This is a genomic window from Nonomuraea ferruginea (assembly GCF_039540635.1).
Taxonomy (GTDB): domain Bacteria; phylum Actinomycetota; class Actinomycetes; order Streptosporangiales; family Streptosporangiaceae; genus Nonomuraea; species Nonomuraea ferruginea.
In genome coordinates this window covers 45,868-69,247 of record NZ_BAABFD010000026.1, presented here as the reverse complement: position 1 = coordinate 69,247, position 23,380 = coordinate 45,868, and the positions used below count along the sequence as shown (strand labels likewise).

The 23,380-nt window shown below is 73.2% G+C and carries 22 protein-coding genes and 1 pseudogene; 6 read left to right on the top strand and 17 right to left on the bottom strand.

Annotation, left to right across the window (positions count from 1 at the left end; all coding sequences use genetic code 11):
- Positions 1 to 32 precede the first annotated feature (32 nt).
- From ABD999_RS37685 to ABD999_RS37670, 4 genes are read right to left on the bottom strand one after another with little or no spacing between them, the layout of a single operon-like run.
- Positions 33 to 1,001, bottom strand: a complete 969-nt coding sequence (locus ABD999_RS37685) for a phosphate acyltransferase (protein ID WP_271275581.1) — start codon at positions 999 to 1,001, stop codon at positions 33 to 35.
- A gap of 14 nt (positions 1,002 to 1,015) precedes the next feature.
- Entirely contained in the window at positions 1,016 to 1,915 is a 900-nt protein-coding gene (locus ABD999_RS37680; protein WP_148035741.1) for a phytoene/squalene synthase family protein, read from the bottom strand.
- The gene (locus ABD999_RS37675) at positions 1,912 to 3,348 is read right to left on the bottom strand and encodes a phytoene desaturase family protein (protein ID WP_271275527.1); all 1,437 of its coding nucleotides are present in this window, start codon (positions 3,346 to 3,348) and stop codon (positions 1,912 to 1,914) included. The genes ABD999_RS37680 and ABD999_RS37675 overlap by 4 nt, the downstream gene beginning before the upstream one ends.
- Positions 3,348 to 4,391, bottom strand: coding sequence for a polyprenyl synthetase family protein (locus tag ABD999_RS37670; protein ID WP_271275526.1), 1,044 nt, complete (start codon positions 4,389 to 4,391; stop codon positions 3,348 to 3,350). The genes ABD999_RS37675 and ABD999_RS37670 overlap by 1 nt, the downstream gene beginning before the upstream one ends.
- Positions 4,392 to 4,585: 194 nt before the next feature.
- On the opposite strand from ABD999_RS37670, the gene ABD999_RS37665 reads away from it, so the two are divergent.
- Entirely contained in the window at positions 4,586 to 5,569 is a 984-nt protein-coding gene (locus ABD999_RS37665) for a MerR family transcriptional regulator (RefSeq protein WP_271275525.1), read from the top strand.
- A 90-nt stretch (positions 5,570 to 5,659) separates the two neighbouring features.
- Positions 5,660 to 6,151, top strand: a complete 492-nt coding sequence (locus tag ABD999_RS37660; RefSeq protein WP_271275524.1) for an RNA polymerase sigma factor — start codon at positions 5,660 to 5,662, stop codon at positions 6,149 to 6,151.
- A gap of 50 nt (positions 6,152 to 6,201) precedes the next feature.
- Here the strand turns inward: ABD999_RS37660 and ABD999_RS37655 are convergent, their stop codons facing one another.
- From ABD999_RS37655 to ABD999_RS37645, 3 genes and pseudogenes are all read right to left on the bottom strand, one after another.
- Positions 6,202 to 6,417 (bottom strand): hypothetical protein, encoded by a 216-nt coding sequence (locus tag ABD999_RS37655; protein ID WP_271275523.1) that lies wholly within the window; start codon positions 6,415 to 6,417, stop codon positions 6,202 to 6,204.
- Between the two features lie 85 nt (positions 6,418 to 6,502).
- Positions 6,503 to 6,791: pseudogene (locus tag ABD999_RS37650) on the bottom strand (DUF4287 domain-containing protein).
- A gap of 28 nt (positions 6,792 to 6,819) precedes the next feature.
- Positions 6,820 to 7,449: a DUF998 domain-containing protein gene (locus tag ABD999_RS37645; protein ID WP_271275521.1), complete on the bottom strand. Its 630-nt coding sequence runs from the start codon at positions 7,447 to 7,449 to the stop codon at positions 6,820 to 6,822.
- A gap of 123 nt (positions 7,450 to 7,572) precedes the next feature.
- On the opposite strand from ABD999_RS37645, the gene ABD999_RS37640 reads away from it, so the two are divergent.
- The 4 genes from ABD999_RS37640 (at position 7,573) to ABD999_RS37625 (ending at position 12,147) form a co-directional block, all read left to right on the top strand.
- Positions 7,573 to 8,424: a helix-turn-helix domain-containing protein gene (locus ABD999_RS37640; protein ID WP_271275520.1), complete on the top strand. Its 852-nt coding sequence runs from the start codon at positions 7,573 to 7,575 to the stop codon at positions 8,422 to 8,424.
- A 47-nt stretch (positions 8,425 to 8,471) separates the two neighbouring features.
- On the top strand, positions 8,472 to 8,921 hold the full coding sequence (locus tag ABD999_RS37635; protein ID WP_271275519.1) for a DUF5990 family protein: 450 nt from the start codon (positions 8,472 to 8,474) through the stop codon (positions 8,919 to 8,921).
- An 80-nt stretch (positions 8,922 to 9,001) separates the two neighbouring features.
- A complete protein-coding gene (locus ABD999_RS37630) occupies positions 9,002 to 9,775 on the top strand; it encodes a beta-phosphoglucomutase family hydrolase (protein WP_271275518.1) in 774 nt (257 codons plus the stop codon).
- Complete coding sequence (locus ABD999_RS37625) at positions 9,772 to 12,147, top strand: glycoside hydrolase family 65 protein (protein ID WP_271275517.1); 2,376 nt, start codon at positions 9,772 to 9,774, stop codon at positions 12,145 to 12,147. The genes ABD999_RS37630 and ABD999_RS37625 overlap by 4 nt, the downstream gene beginning before the upstream one ends.
- 121 nt (positions 12,148 to 12,268) lie before the next feature.
- Here ABD999_RS37625 and ABD999_RS37620 read toward each other — a convergent pair whose 3' ends face one another.
- The 10 genes from ABD999_RS37620 to ABD999_RS37575 all read right to left on the bottom strand — a co-directional run bounded on the left by ABD999_RS37620 (position 12,269) and on the right by ABD999_RS37575 (position 23,301).
- Positions 12,269 to 13,507 carry a glycosyltransferase family 4 protein gene (locus ABD999_RS37620; protein ID WP_271275516.1) on the bottom strand — a complete coding sequence of 413 codons (1,239 nt, stop codon included), beginning with the start codon at positions 13,505 to 13,507 and terminating at the stop codon, positions 12,269 to 12,271.
- Positions 13,504 to 14,865 (bottom strand): lipopolysaccharide biosynthesis protein, encoded by a 1,362-nt coding sequence (locus tag ABD999_RS37615; protein WP_271275515.1) that lies wholly within the window; start codon positions 14,863 to 14,865, stop codon positions 13,504 to 13,506. Before ABD999_RS37615 ends, ABD999_RS37620 begins: the two co-directional genes overlap by 4 nt.
- Positions 14,862 to 16,259 (bottom strand): glycosyltransferase family 4 protein, encoded by a 1,398-nt coding sequence (locus ABD999_RS37610; protein WP_271275514.1) that lies wholly within the window; start codon positions 16,257 to 16,259, stop codon positions 14,862 to 14,864. The genes ABD999_RS37615 and ABD999_RS37610 overlap by 4 nt, the downstream gene beginning before the upstream one ends.
- A complete protein-coding gene (locus tag ABD999_RS37605; RefSeq protein WP_271275513.1) occupies positions 16,247 to 16,999 on the bottom strand; it encodes an NTP transferase domain-containing protein in 753 nt (250 codons plus the stop codon). The genes ABD999_RS37610 and ABD999_RS37605 overlap by 13 nt, the downstream gene beginning before the upstream one ends.
- Entirely contained in the window at positions 16,992 to 17,801 is an 810-nt protein-coding gene (locus ABD999_RS37600) for an HAD family hydrolase (protein WP_271275512.1), read from the bottom strand. The genes ABD999_RS37605 and ABD999_RS37600 overlap by 8 nt, the downstream gene beginning before the upstream one ends.
- A complete protein-coding gene (locus ABD999_RS37595; protein ID WP_271275511.1) occupies positions 17,798 to 19,183 on the bottom strand; it encodes a 2-phospho-L-lactate transferase CofD family protein in 1,386 nt (461 codons plus the stop codon). The genes ABD999_RS37600 and ABD999_RS37595 overlap by 4 nt, the downstream gene beginning before the upstream one ends.
- Positions 19,180 to 19,935 carry a glycosyltransferase family 2 protein gene (locus ABD999_RS37590; protein WP_271275510.1) on the bottom strand — a complete coding sequence of 252 codons (756 nt, stop codon included), beginning with the start codon at positions 19,933 to 19,935 and terminating at the stop codon, positions 19,180 to 19,182. Before ABD999_RS37590 ends, ABD999_RS37595 begins: the two co-directional genes overlap by 4 nt.
- 49 nt (positions 19,936 to 19,984) lie before the next feature.
- Complete coding sequence (locus ABD999_RS37585) at positions 19,985 to 20,593, bottom strand: hypothetical protein (RefSeq protein ID WP_219549639.1); 609 nt, start codon at positions 20,591 to 20,593, stop codon at positions 19,985 to 19,987.
- A gap of 294 nt (positions 20,594 to 20,887) precedes the next feature.
- Positions 20,888 to 22,096, bottom strand: coding sequence for a hypothetical protein (locus ABD999_RS37580; protein WP_271275509.1), 1,209 nt, complete (start codon positions 22,094 to 22,096; stop codon positions 20,888 to 20,890).
- Positions 22,097 to 22,236: 140 nt separating this feature from the next.
- Positions 22,237 to 23,301: a HesA/MoeB/ThiF family protein gene (locus tag ABD999_RS37575; protein WP_271275508.1), complete on the bottom strand. Its 1,065-nt coding sequence runs from the start codon at positions 23,299 to 23,301 to the stop codon at positions 22,237 to 22,239.
- Positions 23,302 to 23,380: the final 79 nt, after the last annotated feature.

Here is a 23,380-nt window from a genome sequence, read left to right as displayed (position 1 = left end):
CTCCACCGTTACGGCTTGGACGCCGACGGCGGTCATGGCGCCGTCTCCACCGCCACGGCATCGATGCCGGCCGCCGGGTCCTGCGATGACAGCGCGTGCGCCACCACACAGGCGCGGGCGATCGTGGCCGCCGGAGAGGAGCCGTGGGCGACGACGACCGTGCCGCGCAGACCCAGGAGGGCGGCGCCGCCGTGGGTCTCCGGGTCGTAGCGGCGGGCTATCTCGGCGAGCCGTTCCGGGGAGGCGATGCCGGCCTGGGCGACCATGGCCAGCGCCGTGCGAACGCACCCCTCGACGTTCTTCAGCACGATGTTGCCGGTGAAGCCGTCGGTGACGATCACGTCGACGGTGCCCGCCAGCACGTCGTGGCCCTCCACGTTGCCGTGGAAACGCAGCGGCAGGGCGGCGAGCAGGTCCCCGGCCCGGCGCGTCAGCCGGTTGCCCTTGCCCGGCTCGGACCCGATCGACAGCAGCCCCACCACCGGGTCGGCACGGCCCAGCACGGCCCGCGCGTAGGCCGCCCCCAGCTGGGCGAACTGGGCGATCATGGCCGGGCTGGGGTCGGCGGTCGCACCCGCGTCCACCAGCACGCTGGCTCCACCCGTCAGCGAGGGCAGAGCCACGGCCAGGGCCGGCCGCAGCACCCCGCCGGCCCGGCCGATGCCGCGCACCGCGCACGAGACCACCGCGCCGGTCGACCCGGCGGACACGAACGCACCGCCCTCGCCCCGGCTGATCAGCTCGCAGCCCACGGCCAGGCTCGACGTCGTCAGCGTCGCCGCGGCGGCGCCGCGCTCGGCCATCGGCACGGTGTCCTCGGCGTGCACCACCGCGATCTCCCCGGCGGCGCCGTGCCCGCGCAGCTCACGCTCCACCCGGTCCCGCGCGCCGACCAGGACGACGGGCACCCCGTGCCGCCGCCACGCTGCCACGGCCCCGGCGACCGTCGCCACCGGCCCGTGGTCCCCACCCATCGCGTCCAGGACAACAGGCGGAGTCATGGAAAGGCCGGCGGTCATGGGAGTTCCACGCTGACGCGGCGCTCGGCCCTGCTCGCCTCGGCGGAGGCCAGCAGGTGGCGGGCGAACACGGCCGCCTTGCGCCGGCGCGGCACCCGTACCCGGCCCGCCAGGACCTCGAAGCCCCGGCGCTCGATCTCGTCGAGGATGCCGCCGTACAGGGCGTAGGCGGCGCGGACGCACGGCCGGGAGGAGGCGGCGAGCAGGCCGATCCCCCCGGCGGCGGCGCGGTAGTGGTCGCGGGCGCGCCCCGCCTCGAAGGCGAGCAGGTCCCGCAGGGCGGGCCCCGTACGGCGGGCGCCCAGCTCGTCCGGGTCCACCCCGAACTTGTCCAGATCCTCCATCGGCAGGTAGACGCGGCCCCTGGCGTAGTCCTCGCGCACGTCGCGCAGGAAGTTGGTGAGCTGGAACGCCAGGCCGAGCTGGCGGGCGGGCTCGCGGGCCGCCTCCTCGCGGCCGGGCGTCGCCTCCAGCACCGGCAGCATCATGGTGCCGATGGCGGCGGCCGATCCGGCCATGTAGCCGAGCAGGTCGTCGTAGGTCGCGTACCGGGTCACCGACAGGTCCGCGCGCATGGACGCGAGGAAGACCGCGATGTCGTCGTGGCCGATGCCGAAGGAGTGGACGGTGTGCAGGAACGCGGGCAGCACCGGATCGTCCTGCTTCGCCCCGGCGAGCCCGGCCTCGACCTTGACGGTCAGGGCGTCCAGCGCGCGGGCCCGGTCGGCGGTCATCGTGAACGAGTCGACGATCTCGTCGGCGTACCGGGCGAAGCCGTACAGCGCGTGCACGTGCCTCCGCTTCCATCGCGGCAGCAGCCGGGTGGCCAGGTAGTAGGAGCGGCCGTAGCGGGCGTGGAGCCGCCGGCAGCGTTCGTAGCTGGCGGTGAGCGTCAACGGGTCTCCTTGAGGATGCGTTCGGCGGCGAGCCGGCCGGAGATCAGCACGGGCGGCACCCCGACTCCGGGCGCGGTGTACATGCCGGCGAAGTGCAGCCCCGGCACCCGCCGGGCCACGGCGGAGGGGCGCAGCCACGCCGTCTGGGTGAAGCGGTGGTCCAGCGCGAACGGGGTGCCCGCGGTGTGGCCGCGCGCCGCCCAGGCGGGCGGGTCCAGCACCAGCCGGGGCGCGCCCGACAGGTCGCCGTAGCCGAGTCGCGCCATGCGGTCGAGCAGCCGGGACTCCAGCCGGGGGCGCAGCCGGTCCCAGTCGGTGTGCCGCAGGTTGGGCGCGGGTTCCAGGACGCTGAGGGTGGCGTGCCCGTCCGGCGCCGGGCAGGTGACCAGCAGGCTCGGGTCGGGCTGCGGCCGGCCCGCCTCCAGAGCGGTGAACGTCTCGTTCCAGTCCCGGCCGAAGTGCAGCGTGTGGTGCGCCTGGCCGGTCGGCGGGCGGTCCAGGCCGACGTGCATCACCAGGCACGACGGGGAGTGGCGCGGACGGCGCAGCCGCCAGTCGCCCGCGCGGGAAGGCAGCAGCCGCCGAGCCGCCAGCCGGTCGCAGGCGACGACCACGTGCCGGGCCGCCAGCCGCTCGCCGTCCCGCAGCAGCACGCCGGTGACACCGTCGCCGTCCGTCTCGACCCGGTCGGCGGGCGCGCCGTAGCGGAGGTCCGCGCCCAGCTTCTCCAGCAACGCCGCCATGGCCGCCGGGATGGCGTGCATGCCGCCGTGCCGAGGGAAGTACACGCCGCCGACCGTGTCCATGTGCGCGATGACGGCGTAGATGCCCAGCGCGCGCTGCGGCGACAGCCCCACGTACAGGGACTGGAACGTGTGCGCCTTGATCAGCCGAGGGTCCGTCAGGTGGCGGGCCGCCAGGCGGTCCAGCCGGCGGAACCCGCCCAGCCGGGCCAGCCGCAGCAGCGCGGCCGGCCGGGCCAGGGCGCGCAGCCGGGTCATGTCCGCGTCGATGAACGCGGGCCACTCGACGCGGAACAGTTCGTCGAGCAGGCTCCGGTAGCGCTCGTAGCGGGCCGCCTCCGCCGGCCCGCACACCGCGCGGACCTGCTCCGCCATCGCCTCCCGCTCCGCCCGCACGTCCAGCCGCGACCCGTCGTCGAAGACCATCCGGTACGAGGGATCCAGCCGGCGCAGCGGCAGCCAGTGCCGCAGCTCCTGCCCGGCCGCCCCGAAGACCTCCGCGAGCACGCCCGGCATGGTGAGCACGGACGGACCGGTGTCGAAGCGGTACGCCCCGAGGCGGGTCGTTCCGCAGCAGCCGCCGGGCTCGCCGAGGGCCTCGACCACGGTGACCTCGCGACCGGCCGCGGCCAGGTGGATGGCGGCCGACAGCCCGCCCAGGCCCGCGCCGACGACGACCACGGGGCTCATCAGAAGGTCCTTTCCGTGCACTGGGCGGCCAGGTCCACCAGCGCCGTCCTGGCTTCGTGCGGGATGCCGGGCGGCCGGTCCAGCGCTGTGACCGCCTCGTCGACCAGCGTGGCGATGCGCCGCTCCGCCGCGTCCAGCGCTCCGCACTCCACGATCAGCTCGCGCGCCGCCGCCACCCCCCGCTGGTCGGTGATGTCGTCCAGGAGCGCGCTGCCCGTCTCGCGCCGGGCGTAGGCGAGCAGGTAGGTCGCCTTGCCCTGGAGCAGGTCCGCTCCCGAGGGCTTGCCGGTGCGCGCCGGGTCGGCGAACACGCCGTTGACGTCGTCCCTGAGCTGGAACGCCTCGCCCAGGGGGATGGCGTACGCGCTCAGCGTGCGGCGCGTCTCGGGACAGCCGTCCGCGACGGCGTGACCGAGGTGCAGGGGCCGCTCGACGGTGTACTTGCCCGACTTGTAGAGCGAGATCACCCGCGACGGCTCGTCACCCGTCCGGGCCCCGGCCGTACAGGCCAGGTCGAGATACTGGCCGCCGATCGCCTCCACCCGCAGCCGGGTGAGGACGTCGAGCGAGGGGCCCAGGTGCGGCCCCGTATCCAGCAGCGCGGCGTCGGCCCAGCTCAGCGCGAGCAGCGCGAGCAGGGTCGCCGCCGACTCGCCGAACCGGTCGGCGTCGCCCCGCCAGCCGGACCGCCGGTGCAGCTCGGCCAGCGCGACGTGCGCCGCCGGTCGGCCACGCCGCGAGCCGGCCTCGTCCATCACGTCGTCCAGCAGCAGCGCCGCCGCGTGCACCAGCTCCACGGCGCAGGCCGCGGGCAGCACCGACTCCAGCCGCTCGCCGCCGGCCGCCCGGTAGCCCCAGTAGACGAACGCGGGCCGCAGCCTCTTCCCGCCGCCGAGGACGAACGCCGTCAGGTACTCGCGCACCAGACCGACCTCCGCCGGGGCGAGGAAGCCGAGCCGGCGGACCTGGTGGTCCAGCAGCCGCGCCAGCCGCCGGTCGACCTGCTCGCGCACGCGGGTGGTTCGCGCGATCACCGTGTCCATGTACGCAGCCCCTTCTGTCGCTATGGGAAGTCTTCGCAGGAGGGGCCCGACCCGGTTGCACGCGAGCTCGAATCGCACTATCACGGTAACCAGCGCGTACCGGGTTTCCGCGGGGGACACGCCTGGTCATGCGTCCGAGCGGCTCCGGAACCGCGAAAAGATGGTCGGACACGTCGAACGTCAGCGGGAAGACCATGGTCGAGGAGACACCGGACAACGTGGAGGACGCGGGCTACGGCATCGGAGCCGCCTCCCGGCGGCTGGGCGTGCCCGCCCCCACACTGCGCACCTGGAACCTCCGCTACGGCCTGGGGCCCAGCCGCCGCACCCCCGGCGGCCACCGCCGGTACGACGCCGCCGACCTGCGGCGGCTGACCGAGATGAAGCGTTTGATCGCCACCGGCCTGGCGCCGGCGGAGGCCGCGAGGCTCGCCCTGGCGCTGCCGCCCCCGCCTCCCGCCGCGACGCCGGAGCCCACGGAGGAGACCCCCGCCGACGCCCCGGAAACCGGCGCACCCCCGACCGGCACCCCCGCGACCGGCGCACCCCCGACCGGCGTTTCTGAGGCCGGTCTGCGGCGGCCGCCAACGGCCGCGCTGGCCCGGGCCGCGCTCGTGCTCGACAGCCACCAGGTCTCCGGCCTGGTCGAGGAGACGCTGGCCCGGCACGGCGTGGTGTGGACGTGGGAGCGGCTCCTGCTCCCCGTCTTCGACGCCATCTGCCGCCGCCAGGACGACACCGGCGCCGGCATCGACGTCGAGCACCTGCTGTCCGACCGGGTCCAGGCGGCGCTGCAGCGCCGTGCCCGCGACGTCCCGCCGCACGAGGGCCGTCCGGTGCTGCTGGCCTGCGCCGAGGACGAGCAGCACAGCCTGCCGGTGCACGCTCTGGCCGCCGCGCTCGGCGAGGTGGGCGTGCAGACCCGCGTCCTCGGCGCGCGCACCCCCTACGCGGCGCTGGCCCACGCGATGCGGAGGCTCGGCCCGGTGGTCGTGTTCGTCTGGTCGCAGCAGGCGATCACCGGTGACACCGCCCCGCTCGCGGCCCTGCCGAGGCTCCGTCCGGCGTGCCGGATCGTCATCGGCGGGCTCGGCTGGCAGGGCGAGCCGCCCCCGGGCGTCGTCCGGGTGTCGACGCTGCCCGAGGCCGTCGCGCGCATCACGGCCACGCTCGCCTGAGCAGCCCTTTCACCGGAGGACCTTGTGGCATCCCCCTATGCCCAGCTATGAATAAGTTTTGAATAGGTTTTTGGGGTGAGGGGCAGGGACATGCGGATCAGTGACGAGGAATCGCTCAGCGGGTGTTATCGCGCGCACGGCCCCGCCGTGCGCTCCTACCTGCGCCGGTACGTGCCCGCCCAGGACGTGGAGGACCTGGTGCAGGTCGTCTTCGCCGACGTCTGGCGCTCGCGCGAGAGGTACGACCCGTCCAGGAGCCTGGCGGCCTGGATCTTCGCCATCGCCCACCGCCGCGCCGTCGACCACCTGCGCGGACGCAGGCCCGTCACGGTGCCGCTGGAGGAGGTCGGCGACCCGCCAGGACGAGGACGCTCCGAGGTCGACGACCTCGCGGACCGCGACCGGCTCAGCAGGGCGCTGGCCGAGCTGTCGCACGCCCAGCGGCAGGCGATCGAGCTGGCCTACTTCGGCGACCTGAGCCAGCGCGAGATCGCCGAACGGCTGCGGGTGCCGCTCGGCACCGTGAAGGCCCGCACCTCCCGCGGCCTGCGCAGACTGTCGGCTCTGCTGGTCGCCCCGTGAACCCCGGGCCCCGGGTCAGACAGCCGGCACCGGAGCGAGCGTGGTGATGGTCAACCGGACGTGATGGTCCTCGTCGTCCGGCCGGCGGGGGTCGGTGTGGCCGGGCTCGCGGAAGAGCATCGGCCTGGACGGCCCTGGACGAGCAGATCGGTGCCGCCCGCCCAGATGCGTTCGGCGTCCGATCTGCGATCGCGGAGGTCGTCCACCACGGCCGTCAGCTCGTGGCCGCGCGGCGACCGCATCGCCCGGCCGCGGACCAGTGACATCAGCGCACCATTACGGTAACCACCGGTCACCGGTTTTCGAACGGGACACGCCTAGCGGCCACCGATGGGTGAGCCGCCGGCTGGATCAGGGCCGGTTGTCCTTTCCGTCCAGCCACAGGGTGTCGGACTCGTCCCGGTGAGTTCCGGTGCTGCCGACATGCTTGGCGTCGATCGCCGGGCCCTTCTTGATCACGTGTACCAGCGCCATCGCGTGCCCGCGGCCCAGCCCGTGGTCCTGCTTGAGCCACTCGACGATCGTGGCCGGCCTTCACGGACGGGTCGTCGAACCCGCGTTCCTTCGCGAGCTCGACGAACTCGCGGGGCGTCAGCCCGGTCTTCGTCTCGATGTTGTCCAGATAAGCCTGGAACGACATATGACTCTCCCTCTCGTATGACGACTTGTCAGGCCCGTACGGCCTTCTCCAGTTTGGACATGGTCACCGCGATCCAGGCCCACGCGGCGACGACGCCGGCGAACATGGCGAGCGGCCCGCCCGGCGCGCCGCTCATCCCCCAGCACAGGCCGACCGCGAGCAGCACGCCGCCGGCGCGGCCCGCCACGGCCCAGGACGTGCCGCCGAACCGCCGGCTCAGCACGAAACAGCACGTGATCATCGCGATGAACGAGACGCAGGCCCCCGCCAGATGCACGGCTCCGACCGAGCTCATCGTCCCCGGCACGTCGGGCGTACCAGGAGGAAACGCGAAGCCCGGATCGGCAGGGAAGACGCCCGCCACGATCAAACCGAGCCCCTGGAGACCGAGCAGGCGAGGCCCCCACACGCCGCCCAAGCCGGCGCGGCGCATCCCCGCCGCACCGCACAGGGTCATCACACCGGTCACCAGGAAGCTGGAGACCTGGATCCAGCCGAGGTCGCCCAGCGAGAGCATGCTGATCGGGTGCCGGGTCAGGTCGAAGCCCGTTCGGCTGGCCGCCTGGGCCGCGGCGAGCAGGATCCAGATCGGCGCCGCGAGCATCCCGGCGGTGAGCAGCAGCGGGCGGCTCCGCGCTTTTGCCTCAATGATTGTCATGTCGACCATGGTGATCACGGGGTCGCCGAGGCACCAGGGCAAACTGAGTTCCCGGGACGCCGTTACCGGCGATACCGTTACCGGCAACGCCATTTCCTGCTTGACGCGGCAAGGGGGGAGCGCTTGCACGAGAGCCGCGAGCTCCTCGGCCAGTTCCTGCGCGAGCGCCGCGCCAGGATCACCCTGAGCCAGGTGGGCCTTCCCCCGCGACGTTCCCGCCGCCGTGACTCCCTCACCCAGGAGGACCTGGCCTACCTCACGGGATACTCCATCCGCACCATCAGCGCGCTGGAGCAGGGCGCCGAACACCGCCCCACCTCCGAGCTGCTCGAAGCCATCGCGTCGGCGCTCCAGCTCGGTCAGGACGAGCGCAGCATCCTGTGGTACCTCGCGAACGGCACCCCTCCTCCCGAGCCTGACGGCGCCGTCGAGCCCGACCCGGCCCTGCACCGCCTGGTGAGCGCTCTCGAACCGCACCCCGCGTACGTGACCGACGGGTTGTGGAACGTCCAGAGCCAGAACTCCGCGTTCGCCCGGTGGATCTGCGACTTCACCGCCATGCCCGAGGGCGAGCGGACGATCCTCCACTGGTTCTTCCTGCACGAGCACTCCAAGCACGTCATGGTCGAGTGGGAGCGCGAGGCGACGGCGCTGATGTCGCTGGTCCGCGGACGGGCGATGCGGTCGCGGCGCGGCCACGAGCTGATGGCCGTGGTGGACGACCTGCGCGAGCGGAGCCCCGACGCCGAACGCCTCTGGGCCGGGGGCACCGAGCTGCTCGTGCAGGGCCCGTCCAGGCCGATGCTCTTCCGCGAGCCGGGTCACACGGGCGCCGACGACCGTCACGTCCAGCTGACCATCACCACGCTCGCTCCGGTACGCGCCGGGGAAGGCCATCGCATCCTGGCCTTCCTGCTGCCCGAGGGTTACTCCGCGCCGCCCGCGAGCGGAGGTTGCCCCGCGTGCCAGGGCTGATGCCGGCGCGGGCCGGTTCTGTCGTAGGGCCGGGGCATGATGCCGGCATGCTGCTCCGTATCGAGGCGTCCGATCTGCCAGGGCTCGAATGCGGGCTTCCCGGGGTCCGCGACATCCACGTCGGCGTGCAACGGCGGGCGCGCCCCGGCGAGTTGACGGGCACGTTCCCCGCGGACGCCCCTTCAGCCGTCTGGGAGCTGGAAGTGGCCGCGACCCGCGGGGAGTCCGGCTGGGATCTCCGGGGCCCGTTCGTCCAGGGCGGGCCGGGCGGCCGGTTCGTCTACCTGTCCTGGATGTCGGCCGACGACGCCGGGAGGTTCTCGATGTTCCGGCGGGCGAAGCTGCTGTTCGACGGCGTCCCCCCTGACGTGCTGGACGCCGCGGTGGGCCACGGGCTGCTGGTGGCGCGGCTGGGGCTGACCGATGCCCGGGGTCACCCGTTGTGCGCCGCGGTCCGCCCGCCGCTGGTCGAGTGGTCCGCCCCGGCTCCCCGGTAACCGGTGCCGCCGTCCACGGCCTGACGTCTCCGGCCCGGGTGACAAGAGCGGGAGAGGGGGTAAGTCGCAGGTCGGGCCGCATGGCGCTGATCGGGGGGATCATGCTGGGGATGCCTGACGGGGTGCGCGGGTGCCTGTTCGACATGGACGGCGTGCTCACCCGCACCGCCACCGTGCACGCCGCCGCGTGGAAGTCGATGTTCGACGACTTCCTGCGCGACCGGGCAGACCGCACGGGCACCCCTTTCGTGCCGTTCGACGCGGTGGCCGACTATGACCGCTACGTCGACGGCAAGAAACGGCTCGACGGGACCCGGAGCTTCCTGGAGGCGCGCGGGATCAGCCTCCCGGAGGGCAAGCCGGACGACCCGCAGGACGCGCAGACCCTGTACGGATTGAGCAACCGGAAGAACGCCCTGGTGCAGGCCATACTCGACAGGGACGGCGTGCAGGTGTTCCCCGGCTCCGTCCGATACGTGCGGGCCGCCGAGGAGGCAGGGCTGCGCAGGGCGGTGGTGTCTTCGAGCGCCAACGCCGCCCACATCCTGGCCGCCGCCGGGATCGCCGGACGCTTCGAGGCGCGGATCGACGGGGTGGTCGCCCGCGAGCGGCACCTGGCGGGCAAGCCCGCCCCGGACATGTACGTGGCGGGCGCCGAGGCGCTGGGGCTGAAGCCCTCGCAGGCGGCGGTGTTCGAGGACGCGCTGGCCGGAGTCGCGGCCGGCCGGGCCGGAGGTTTCGGCTTCGTCGTCGGCGTCGACCGGAAGGGGCAGGCGGACGCGCTGCGCGAGCACGGCGCCGACGTCGTCGTCGGCGACCTGGCCGACCTGCTGAAGTCGGAGGGCCGGCGATGATCCGGCATCCCGCGTTCGCCATCGAGCCGTGGTCGGTGCGGGAGCGCCGGCTGGACCTGGACGTGCTGGCGCAGAGCGAGTCGGTGTTCGCGCTGTCGAACGGGCACATCGGCCTGCGCGGCAACCTGGACGAGGGCGAGCCGCACGGGGAGCCCGGCACCTACCTCAACGGGCTGTACGAGCTGAGGCCGCTGCCGTACGCGGAGGCGGGCTACGGCTACCCCGAGTCCGGGCAGACGGTGGTGAACGTGACCAACGGCAAGGTGATCCGGCTGCTGGTCAACGACGAGCCCTTCGACGTGCGCTACGGGACGGTGCACGAGCACGAACGGGTCCTCGACCTGCGCGCCGGCACCCTGACGCGCACCGTCCTGTGGAGCTCGCCGACCGGCACCCGGGTGCGGGTCACCTCCACCCGGCTGGTGTCCTTCACCCACCGCGCCGTCGCCGCGATCCGGTACGAGGTCGAGGCGGTCGACGAGCCGTTGCGCGTCGTCGTGCAGTCGGAGCTGGTGGCCAACGAGACCCAGGAGACCACGGACGACGACCCGCGGGCGGCCGCGCGGCTGCGGTCGCCACTGGTGCTGGAGGAGAACGTCCCGAACAAGAACGGCCCGGCGATCATGGTGCACCGCACCCGGGTCAGCGGGATACGGGTGGCCGCCGGCATGAGCCACGAGATCGACGGGCCGGACGGCACCCTGGTCGACGCCGACGGCAGCGGCGATGTCAGCCGGCTCACCGTCGCCACGAATCTCGCCCCCGGACGGCCGCTGAGACTGGTCAAGTACTTCTCCTACGGGTGGTCGGTGCGGCGTTCGCGGGCCGCCACGCACGATCAGGTCGTCGCGGCGCTCGCCGCCGCCCGGCTGGCCGGGTGGGACGGTCTGTGCGCCGACCAGCGGCGCTTCCTCGACGACTTCTGGAACGGCGCGGACGTCGAGGTGGAAGGCGACCCCGAGGTGCAGCAGGCCGTCCGTTTCGGGCTGTTCCACCTGCTGCAGTCGGCCGCGCGCCTGGAGGAGCGCCCCATACCCGCCAAGGGGCTGACCGGCTCGGGCTACGACGGGCACGCGTTCTGGGACACCGAGATCTTCGTCCTGCCGGTCCTCACCTACACCTATCCGCGAGCCGTCGCCGACGCGCTGTCGTGGCGCCGGTCCATCGTCCCGCTGGCGCGGGCCCGCGCCACCCAGCTGGGGCTGCACGGCACCGCCTTCCCGTGGCGGACCATCCACGGGGAGGAGTGTTCGGGCTACTGGCCGGCCGGCACCGCGGCGTTCCACGTCAACGCCGACATCGCGCACGCGGTCACCCAGTACGTCGACGCCACCGATGACACGTCGTTCGAGCGGGAGACCGGCCTGCCGCTGCTGGTCGGCACGGCCCGGCTGTGGTGCGCCCTCGGCCATCACGACCCGGCCGGACGGTATCGGATCGACGGGGTCACCGGCCCCGACGAATACAGCGCCGTCGTCGACAACAACGTCTACACCAACCTGATGGCCCAGCAGAACCTGCGCGTGGCGGCCGAGACCGCGGCCCGCCATCCCGACGAGGCCGAGCGGCTCGGCGTCACCGCCGAGGAGACCACCGCCTGGCGCGACGCCGCCGCCGCGATGTCCGTCCCCTACGACGAGGACCTGGGCGTGCATCCGCAGCACGAGGCGTTCACCCAGCACGCGCCGTGGGACTTCGCCGCCACCAAGCCCGACCAGTACCCGCTGCTCCTGCACTTCCCCTACTTCGACCTCTACCGCAAGCAGGTGGTCAAACAGGCCGACCTGGTCCTCGCCATGCACCTGCGCGGCGACGCCTTCACCGCCGAGCACAAGGCGCGGAACTTCGCCTACTACGAGCCCTTGACGGTCCGCGACTCGTCCCTGTCCGCCTGCACCCAGGCGGTGATCGCCGCCGAGGTGGGGCACCTCGACCTGGCCTACCGCTATCTGGGCGAGGCGGCCCTGATGGACCTGGAGGACCTGGAGAAGAACACCGTCGACGGTGTCCACATGGCCTCGCTGGCCGGGGCGTGGATCGTCCTCGTGACGGGGTTCGGCGGGATGCGCGCCGGCCAGGGGCGGCTGGGGTTCGCCCCGAAGCTGCCGCCGGAGATCACCCGGCTCGCCTTCCGCCTGCGCTACCGCGGCAGCCTCCTGAGCGTCACCGCCACGGAAGAGACGACCACCTACGAGCTCCTGGAGGGCCCGCCGATCACCCTGACCCACCACGGCGACCAGATCCGCCTCGACCGGGAATCGGTCGCCCGCCCCAACCCACCGCGCCCGCCGTCGAACGGACAGCCCCGCCAGCCCCCCGGCCGCGAGCCCGCCGCCCGACACACCAAATCCAAGGGGCACAAACGCCGGTAAGAGACGGTCCCTCGCCGGGCGACCACGACGCGACTCGCCGCGTACGGCTCACCGCCGGGCGTACAGGTGACTTCGCGTACGGCTCACCGCCGGATGTACACGGTGACTCGCCGCGTACGGCTCACTTACGGGCGAGTGCGGACCGGTAGACCGCGATCGTCTCCTTCGCGGCTCCGGCCCAGCTCAGCCGCTCCCTGACGAACCGTTCCCCGCTGTCCGCGAGAGCGCGGCGGGCCACCGGATCCGCCATGAGGTCGATCACGGCGTCGGCGATGGAGCCGGGGTCGGCGCTTCGCGCGTACCGCACGGCGGGGTCGGCGGGGTCGCCGAGGAAGATCCGGGAGAACCCGTCGCCGAGGATCGTCGGCCTGGCCAGAGCCATGGCCTCGGTCGCCACTAGGCCGAACGGCTCGAAGAGCGAGGGGAAGACGCAGAGGTCGGCCAGCTCGTAGTACTCCAGCAGCGCCGCGACGTCGACGAACCCGCCCGAGGTGAGGACGCGCCCCTCCAGCCCGGCGTCCGCGACGATCCGCGCGACCCCGGCCTCGTCCCCCTCGCCGACGATCACCAGCCGGAGCCGGGGGAGCGCGACGGCGATCTTCTCCATCGCCTCCAGCAACTGGTAGATCCCCTTCTGCCGTTCGACGCGGCCGACGAAGAGCAGGACAGGGTCGCCGTCCGCGATGCCGAGACGGGCGCGCAGCGCGGCGGCGCCGGAGCGGAGCGCGGCCCTGTCGACACCGGCGAGCCGCCGTTCGAACGTGCCGCCCAGACAGACCACGTCGATCGTGTCCCGGTTCCACCCGGCGGCGGCGAGCTGCTCGCGCACCTCCGGGGTGGCGACCACGACCCGGCGGGCGATCCGTCCCAGCCACCGCTCCAGGGCGGCGAACACGCCGACCGGGTCGGTGATGCTGCGCTGCGGCGCGACGCCGTACTCGGTGGTGTGCACGTGGAAGACGACCGGCAGGCGCAGCACGTAGTGGCACAGCAGGGCGGCCAGGAAGTTCGTCGAGTCGTGCACGGCGACCAGGTCGGGCCGCTCACCAGGGGCCAGCCGGCGCAGCCGCAGGAAGTACCGCCAGTTGCTCACCACGACGTTCACCGCCAGCAGGACGAACTCGGCCCGGCGCGTCCGGTTGAGCCTGCGGCGGCGGCTGATCGCGCCGAGCAGGCGGCCGAGCGGCCGGTAGACGGTGACGCCGTCGCGCCGCTCGTGCACCGGCAGGCGCCCGTCGTTCAGCGTGAACACGGCCATCTCCAGGTCGCGCGCCAGGTGCGGCGTGATCTCCTCGACGTAGCGGCCGAGCCCTGCGGTGATGTTGGGCGGGAACTGGTTGATGACGTGGACGACCTTCATCGTTCGACCTCCGGAGGACGGGCCCGGTACACCCGGGCCGCGGCGACGGCCACGACGGCTACCAGGACGAGATTGGTCAGTGCGAACCCCATCAGGCCCCCGGTCAGGCCCTGCCAGGAGATGAACACGGCCTGGCAGGCGAGCGCGAGGGGCGACCCGACGGCGAGGCAGGCGATGAGCACCTTGGCGCCCCGCACCCCGTCCATCGACAGGGCGAAGAGGTAGAGGTTGAACACCGTGTGGACGCCGATCCCCACCGCGGACAACGCCATCAGTCCGGGCGAGTACGGATACTCCGCCCGCAGCACCAGGAAGAACAGCGCGCTCGCGGCGAAGGAGAAGACGGCGGTGGCCACCGCGATCGCCGGCGCGAGGCGGCCGATCCGCCGCAGCGCCGCGACCTTGTCGGCCGTCGCCAGCACCGGCAGCAGCACGAGCCCGATCCCCTCGGTGAACACCACGCCGAGCAGCCTCTTCGGGAAGCCGTTGTAGATCGAGTAGACGCCGACGTCGCTCCCGGAGGCCCAGTGGTTGAGGAAGATCACGTCCACCCCGAACAGCACGGCGGTGAAGGCGGCGATGACGCTCATGTAGGCGCCGTGCCGGAGCAGCGAGCGCGCCAGGGACGCGGACCAGGAGCGCGGGACGATATCGAAGCCGATCACGGCCACGAGGGCGAACACGACGTTCGTGACGATCAGCGCGACCAGGTAGACCTCGGCGTCCCTGATGCCCGCGACCAGCAGGCAGTAGGCGGCCGTGGCCAGGTAGACGGCGGCGACGGCGAGCTTGAGCCCCGCCACGAACGCGAACTTCTTCAGCCCGCGCAGGAAGCTCTCGGTCAGCTGGTTCACCGTCATCGACAGGGCCAGCGCCAGCGCGAAGCAGAGCGTACGGACGTCCACGCCGAGCAGGCGGGTCAGCGCCGGGGCGGCCAGCAGCCCGGCGGCGACCAGTCCGCCGCCCAGCGCCAGCGTGGTGAACAGCGCCGTCGTCACCAGGGCCGGCCGGTCCTGCGGCTCGGCCCTCGGCAGCTCCTGGAACATGACGTAGTTCAGGTTGAGCAGCATGCCGACGGTGACGATCAACGCGATCGTCAGCACCAGGGTGAACCGGCCGAACGCCGCCGCGCCGATCCCCCAGGCGATGACGAGCGTCGTCGCCGCCGCCGTCCCGCTGGCGGCGATCCCCACCAGCGTCGGCCACACGGCCCACCCCCGCCCGCCGACCAACCTGGCCACGTGGTCGCGGACGGCCCAGCCCCGTCCACCGGCGAGCCTGGTCGCGTGGTCGCGTCCGGCTCTGTTCCGGCCGCCGAGCAGGCGCGCCATCCGGTCGCGGACCGGGCCGGACGTCACGGGGTCACCTCCGCGTACGCCGCGAGCGTGGTTTCGGCGGTGCGCGTCCAGGAGTATCGCGCGCGGACGTGCTCGGCGCCGCGCCGGGCGAGCCCGGCAGCGTGCTCCGGGTCGTCCAGGCAGCGCGACAGGGCCGCGGCCAGTTCCTCCGGCTCTCCGGTACGGCAGCGGACCGCCCCGTCGCCGACCACCTCCGGCGAGTAGCCCGGCCCCACCACGACCGGCCGTCCCAGCGCCATCGCCTCCACGGCGACCAGCCCGAACGGCTCGTACGACGAAGGGAAGGCGCACACGTCGGCGGCCAGGAAGTGCGCGAACACCTCGGGTGGGTCCAGGAACCGGTAGCCGGCGACCACGTGCCCGCCGACGCCCTCCCGCTGGATCAGCCGGGCCACCTCCGCGTCGTCGCCGCTGCCGATGAGCACCACCCGCAGGTCGCCGCGGTCGCGGAGCAAGGGCACCGCTTCGATCAGCGTGCGCACGCCCTTGTGCGGCGACAGGCGACCGGCGAAGACGACCAGCCTTCCTGCGCCGCCGGGCAGGTAGCGGGCCCTGACCTCCGCGCGGAGCCGGTCGCGCTCGGCGGGGGACAGCCCGGCCAGCCGCACCAGCTCGGGATCCTCGAACCCGTGCGGCACGACCCGCAGCCGCCCCGGCGGCCAGCCGCGCGCCACCAGCTCGTCCCGCATGCCCGCGCTCGGCACCACGATCAGGTTCGCCAGCCGGGCCTGGGCGTTCTCCAGCGCGGTGATGCCGGCGGTCACGGCGGTGCGGCGCGCCCACGGGGCGGTGTTGTGCTCACAGGTGTGCACGTGGAACACCACCGGCATCCGCCCGACCACCCGGCACAGGATCCCGGCGATGCACCCCATCCAGTCGTGCACCGCCACCACCGCCCCGGACCGCCGCCCACCACCCCGCAGGATCCGCGCCGCGACCCGCACGTTGAAAACGACCAACCCGGCAACCCTGACCAGCGACCGGACACCCCCACGCGAACGGGCGTCCGCACGCGGCTGGGCGTCCTCGGACGAGCGGGCGTCCTCGCGCCGTTCGGCACCTCCACGCGGGCCTGCACCCCCACCGGGGCCAGCGTTCTCGCGCGCTCGGGCGTCCTCGGTCGGGCGGGTGTTCTCGCGTGGGTCGGTGGGTTTGGGGGGGTGTGGGTGGGTGGGCTGTCCGGCGGTGGGCAGGCGGTGCAGGGTGACGTCGCCGGTCTGTTCGGTCCGGGCCCGCGTGTGCCGGCCTACCGCGCCGTACACCTCGATGGGGACGCCGGCGGCGCGCAGGGCGGGGAGCATCCGCTCGGCGTACCGTCCCAGACCGCCGACGACGTTCGGCGGGACCTCGGTGCAGACGACGTGGCAGCGGCGCGGCCGGGTCAGTCCGGGCACCGCTGGAACGCCTGGCGGGCGAAGTCGAGGTCGTCCGGGGTGTTGACGCCGCGGGCCTCGGAAGGGTCGGTGACCGGCACCACCGTCACCGGCCTGCCGCGGACCTGCGACAGGTACGGCAGGAACGGCAGGAAGTTGACCTCACCGGTGGCCGCACCGGGGGCGGCGTCGAGCAGGTAGCCCGCCCACGCCTCCGCCAGCCTGTCCGTGCCGAGGCAGAAGACGCCGACGTCGCTGAGCCCGCCGGGCCGGCAGTCGTCCCCCTCGCGGGACATCCGCACCCTGACCAGGGCCGGCCCGTCCAGCTCGTACTCGACGTACGGCGCGGGCATCGGCACCAGCGGGAGTGTGAGGCCGTCATGGCAAGCCCGCACCACCTGCCGCACGGTCGCCGGGGACAGGTTCACCTGGTCACCCCAGACCACGAGGATCCGGTCGTACCCCTCCCAGTGCGCGACGGCTCCGAAGATCGCGTCACCCATGCCCGTCGGCCGCGCCTGGACGCTCACCGAGACGGCGCCTCGCTCGATCTCCTCAGCGGCCAGGCGGCGGAACGGGATCTCGCCGGCGGGGGAGACCACCACGTGGACGTGCTCCACCCAGGGGCTCAGCCGCCGGTGCAGCAGGTGCCACACGGTGACGCCGTCCGCGATCTCCAGCATGATCTTCGGGATGCCGAGGCCGAGCCTGGTCCCGCTCCCGGCCGCCGGGATCACCGCGCAGACGCGCTGGTCACTCACTGCCATTCACTCCCCTGCCGAGGAAGTCCACGATCTCGTCCAGATCCCGCACCTGGGTCGCTCCCGCTGCCGGTTCCGCCGCGTTGACCTGCAACGTCACCAGCCCGGCGCCGACGGCGGAGGCGACGCCGTGCTCGGAGTCCTCCAGGGCCACGGCGTCGTCCGGGTCGACGGACCAGCGCTCGCAGGCGTGCCGGTAGAACGCCGGGTCCGGCTTGCCTGACGGGGCGTCGTCGCCGGTGAGCACGCCGCTGAAGTAGCCGCCCAGCGAGCAGGCCGCCAGGACCCGTTCGACCGAGCCCCTGCTGCCGCTGGTGACCAGGTAGGCGGTGCGGCCGCCGCTGGTCAGGCGGTCGAGCAGCCGCCCGGCGCCGGGGAATGACGCCACCCTGCCCGCTTCCACGTACTCCCGGTAGAGCCGCTGCTTGCGCCGGACCAGCCGTTCGGCCACGTCACCGCCGACGCCCAGCCCGGCCACCACCTCGCGCGTGGTCGCCCCGGCGTGCGCGTCGTACCGGAAGGAACCGAGCGCGGACGGCGCGAGCTCCCCGATCGCGGCGCGGAACGCCGCCGCGTGCACGGGCGCGGAGTCGACGAGCGTGCCATCCAGATCACAGAGCCAGACCCGCCGCCCGGCGACCATCGCCGCCAGACCCTCGTGGCCCAGCCGGCCGTCCGCCGGGCTCATCGGACCCTTGCGGCCCAGCCGACCACCCGCCGCCGGGCCCTCGCGGCGCAGCCGGCCGTCCGCCGTCGGGCTTATCGGGTCCTCGTACCCGCGCCGACCGTCCGCCGGGGTCATGGGGTCCTCGTCAGGGCGGCCTCGTCGGCGATGTCCATCAGGGCGCGTACGGTGCGGGGGCCGCAGTGGACGCCGGGGCGGTCGGCGTCGGCCAGGTCGGCGGTGACCCATCGGGCGCCCGCCCAGACGCCGCCGGCGACGACGTCGGACGGGACGCCCGGCGCGTCCGGGGCGCGGTGGCTGAGGACGTGCGTGACGGTGCCGCGCTCGTTGCCCGGGTCGCCGAGGTAGGAAAGGGTACGGCCGACCAGCTCGGGTGCGCTCAGCCCCTGGACGTCGTGGTCGTCGCGGGTGTTGACGACGAACACCTTGGCCGCGGCCCGGCTCTCCGCGATCGCGTCCGCGGCCCCCGGCGTCAGGTAGCTGGGCAGCAGTGACGAGTGCGGGGTGCCGGGTCCGTACAGGAGAAGGTCGGCGTTCCTGATCGCGTCCCCGGCCTCCGGGTTGAGCGAGACCGTGGCGCGCAGATCCGTCAGGATCCGCCGCACCTCCTGGACGGGTCTGGCCGCCAGTTCGGCCCGGCGCTCGAAGGTCAGCGGCTCGCGGAGCAGGAACAGGTCGGTGATCGCGGCGGCGTCCTGCGGTGCGACGATGTCCGCCTCGTCGGCCAGGAGCCGGCCGTCCTGCTTGAGCGCGACCAGGAACGCGTTCTCGCCGCCGGTGACGTTCACCAGGCCGAGCGGTGACTCGAACGTCCGCGCGCACGCGCGTACCGCGGCGTTGAAGTCCTCGCCCAGCCGCAGGTACGCACCGGCGAACACCAGGTTGCCGAGCGCGCACTCGGTCAGGTCGAGCCCGTCGGGGTGACTGTCGATCCAGCACAGAAACGCGGCCAGGTCCCGCCCGATCGCGGCACGCGCCTGCGGCGAGAGAGCCGCTGGGTCCAGCGCGCTCGCGGTACGCGCCGACGGCGGCAAGGCGGCTGGGTCCGGCGCGTTCGTGGTACGCGTCGAGGGCGAGGCCGGACCGCCTATCGCGTCGGCGAGCTCCTCCTTGCCGGCGGTGAGCCGGTGCTCCAGCACCGAGCGGAGGGCGACTGGGTCGGGCGCGTCCGCGGTGCGTGCAGGGGATGACGGGCTGCTTATCGCGTGGGCCAGGGCGGTGAGTTCCTTCGCGCCGGCGGTGAGCCGGTGTTCCAGGACTGAGCGGAGGGCGGCCTGACGGGGGTCGCGGTCGTCGAGGTGGACCAGGAGGTTCTTGCGGAAGTCCGAGGGGCCGAGCATGCCGGGGAGGTAGCGCCGGAGGGCGCCGGTGGACCGCCCGTTGTCGTAGCCGTTGATCACCAGTGTGAGGTCGACCCCGGGGGTGCGTAAGAGGCCGCGCGCGATGCCGGCCCCGCCGCGCCCGCCGCTGAAGAGGGTGACGGCGGTGCGGCCGCTCATCGGGCCCGCTCCGTCATCCCGCGCGCCGGTTCCGACGCCTCCGGGAGGCGGAGCACGCCCCGGCGTAACAGCCACCGGCGATAGCCGAGATAGCCCACGAACAGGGCGCGGTCCCGCGCGCCGCGCCAGAACCGCCACCCCCGGGCGCCGCCGCCGCGCTCCCGGTGCTCGATCGGGATCTCGACCCAGGTGTGGCCGAGCTCCGCGACCCTGGCGGTGATCTCCGTCGAGCAGTTCATCCCGCTCGACTCCAGGTGCAGGGCGCGCAGCAGCGGGCCGCGTACCACCTTGAAGATCGAGTTGTAGTCGCGGTACCGGGTGCCGTGCGTGAGGTTGCTGACGGCGCCGCTGGCCGCCGAGCCCCACCGGTACGCGACGCCGTCGGCCTTCCTGATCCGGGCGCCGGAGAAGGCGTCCGCCTCGCCCGCCCGTACCCGGTCCAGGAAGGCGTCCAGGGCGGAGATCGGGAACTGCCCGTCGGAGTCGAGCAGCACCACCCAGTCCATCCGGGTGTGCGCGATGGCGGCGGCGATGGCCGCGCCGGCGCCCCGGTTCCGGGCGAAGGTGACGACGACCAGCTCGGGGCAGTGCTCCCGCAGGTCCGCGAGGATCTCGCCGGTCGCGTCGGTGCTGCCGTCGTCGCAGACGACGATCTCCCAGGCGCCGATCGCCGGGTGCCCGGCCAGGTAGTCGCGCCATTCGGTCACCGCCGCCGCGATGTTCGCCGCCTCGTTGTAGGCGGGCGCCGCCACCGAGATGCCGACGGTCGGCGGTACGTCGTGGGTGTCCAGCTTCGCCTCCTCAGTGACGGCCTGGCGTGCTTCCCAGCAGGCGGGCGATCCAGCGGTCCAGCGGGAGCAGGTTGATCCCGACGACGATCGGCACGTGCGCCAGCGTGAACAGCACCGCCCCGGCGAAGGAGATCGGCCCGCCGGTGATCACGTTGATGTGCGGCGCGTCGATGACCTCGGGGATGTCGACCGGGTTCACGACCTGCCACATGACGTCGAGGAGCCCGGAGAACACGATGACGATGCCGCTGATCGCGATCTTCAGGCAGCGCCCGGGGCTGCCGCCGCCGATGCGGTAGGCGGCGGCGACGGTGAGCACGAGCCCGGGATAGAGCAGCAGGTAAAGATGGGTGTAGAAGCTGTCGCCCTCGACGCGCCCGACGTCCCCGTAATAGAAGTAACTGACGCGCGGGATCACGTACGCGGTGAAGAACACGAACGGGACGCACAGCAGCCAGTGCAGGCGTTCCGACACCCATGGGAAGAACGCGATCGCGCAGCACAGGAAAGCGAAGGCGAGCAGTTTGACGCCGAGCTCCCAGGCGGCGCCGATCTCCCGGCCGTGCGGGGTGGCCAGCCAGGCGAACGCGAAGCCGAGCGTCCCCGCGAGGAGGGCCATCCACCACAGGTGCGGGGCCCATCGGGAGGGGGCGGGGTGCTCCGCGTCCGCGAGGGGTAACGGAGACTGCGGTGTGTCGCCACGGGCCGTCATGAAGCTCCGCATCTCCCATCCCACGTCGCCACGCGAAAAGCTGGTGACCTGGAGAAACGCGCCGGACCCTGATTTACGCCGAAATAACCGGCGTTACGGCGTCCGTAATTCCACACATTCCCCCGTCGGCATCCCGAAAAGGGACCCTATACGTTCCTCTGCATAGATGGGGAGATTTTTCGTGGATCCGGCGGGATGGGCTCAGAGGAGCGCCCCCGCGCGCCGCAGCCGTCGTTCACGGAGCGCGAGCAGCGGGGGCAGACCGAGCCGCAGCCCCACGTACGCGGTCACGACGAGGGCCTCCCAGAAGCCGGCCGAGCCGACCTGTCCCTCGGCGAACTGGGCCACGCCCCACTGGGCCAGCGAGACCATCAGCGGCAGCATGACGGTGAGGAACACCCAGGCCATGACGGCGATGCCCGCGACGTAGAGCAGCGCGAACCAGCGGGCCATCGCGCGGTCCCGCGCGCCCGCCCCGGCCAGTTCGGCCGTTTCAGGTTCGGTGAGGCGGAAGATCCGGTTCTTCACGGTCAGCCAGGTGACCCGGTAGAGGTTGTGGCAGCGCAGGGCGTTGGCGAGCAGGGCGTACGAGTCGCTGCGCAGCGGCAGGGCGGCCCACTGCCACACGATGGCGACGATCCTGAACAGGACCACGGCGGCGAGCAGGTCGTCCAGGGCGCCGGGCGGGACGAGCATCCGCAGGCCCAGCGCGGCCGCCACGACCACGGTCTCGACGGCCATCCCGGCCAGGTACACCCCGTGACGCCGGTCGCGCGGCACCGCGACGATCTGGGTCAGGTCGGTCTCGTAGACGATGTACATGCCCCGGTAGCTCACCCGGAAGGTCGCGGGGACGCCGATCGCCCGTCCGGCGAGCCAGTGCCAGGCCTCGTGCAGCGCGCCGAACGCGATGCCCAGCACCAGCCATCCGAACACGGACAGCCCGGGACTGGGCAGGAACCACGCGTCCTGCCAGGAAGGGCGCAGATCGGGCCGCGCCACGAGGACGGCGAGCGCGAACAGGAGCGCCACCGTGTAGAACGACCAGCCGGTACGCCCGAAGAGGCGGGCCGCCGCCCGGGGGCTGATCCCCTCGATCCACTTGACCCGCCGGCCGGCGGGCGCGACGGTGTCGTCCGGCGCCGCGGCCGGGTCGAGCAGGCCCGCAGCCGTGAGGCCGTCGATGAAGTCGCCTCCGTCGACCGGTTCGCCGGCCGCCTCGCTCGCCCGGGCCGTCGCCTCGGCCGCCGAGCCCGTCTCCTGCAAGGTGGTGACGAAGACCGCGCCCGGCTCCGGCACCGCGACGAAGACGCCCAGGTCCGGCCGGCCCAGGACCCAGGCCGAGCCGTCGAAGGCGACCGTCAGCCGTGCGGCCCGTTCGCGCAGGTCAGCGTCCAAGGACGCGGTCATTCTTCTCCGCCTTCACATCTGAGGGGGGCCGCGCTCCCCGGAGTGGAGCGCGGCCCCGGATCATCAGGAGTCCGACCCCGGGTCCGCGTCCACGGTCAGGCGGGTGTTCTCGATCCGCACGATCTCGATCTTCATTCAGGTCACCTCCCTCCGCACACGTCACAGTCGGGATTGCGGGGCCACTCGGTACGACTCGTGGCGCAACCGCCCGCGAAGTCGACGATGAGCGGCCGACCGGCGTACGCCGGTGGCTCGAATCCGGTCAGATAGCGCAGGACCTCGAACGCGCCGTACGCGCCCAGGAGGCCGGCGACCGGGCCGATGCCGCGGTTCGGCCGGGCCCCGTCGCGGTAGAGGCGGATCGCGGCCAGGTCCGGCGCGTCGGGATCGGCGGTCGGCGGCACGCAGGCGCGGCAGGCGCTGACCCCCGGCGCGACCGACCAGACCGTGCCCGAGGTGACCCACATGCCGCCCCTGACGAACGGCACCCCGTGCCGCACGCAGGCCGCGTTGACCCACAGGTCGATCTCGTTCGGCCGGTCGATGCCGGAGGCCACGACGTCGGGCCGGGTACGCCCGACGAGCTCGTCCAGCTGCTCCGGGCTCTCGACGCCCAGGTCGATCGCCTCGACCTCGATGGACGGGTCGAAGGCGCGGACCCAGTCCGCGGCGCGCGCCACCTTGCGGGAGCCGACGTCGTCCCAGCGGTAGAGGTACTGCCGCGCGAAGTTGCGCGGGTCCACGGTGTCCCGGTCGAGGAGCGTCATCCTGCCGACGCCCAGCCCGGCGAGGTGGGGGATGGTGTTGGAGTTCAGCCCGCCGGTGCCGAGCACCAGCACGTGCGACTCGCGGAGCCGCCGCAGCAGGTCCTCGCGGCTGCTTCCGAGGGTGCCGAACGACTCGAGGAAGGCCAGGTTGCTGAAGTGGCGTTCGGCGTCGCCCGGTCCGAGCTCGCCCAGGCGGTCGCCGTCCTCCAGCAGCCGCTCGGCGTCCAGCGCGGCCACGGCGGCCGAGACGTCGGCGACCGGCAGCGACAGCTCGCCGGCGAGCTCCGCGACGGTCCGGCCGCCCTCCCGCAGCAGGTGGAGGAGCTTCTCCACCGTGCCGTCGGGGTCGGGGAGCACCAGCCGGTCGCGGGGGTCGTACACGAGCCGCAGCTCGTCTCCGGCCCGCTCCCACGCCAGGGTCTTCAGTCGCGGCCTCATCCGTTCGTCAGCGCCAATCTTCGCGGGGAACTCTGGACAGACGATGACACCCGCCCGCATGGCCGGCGCATGGATCCCG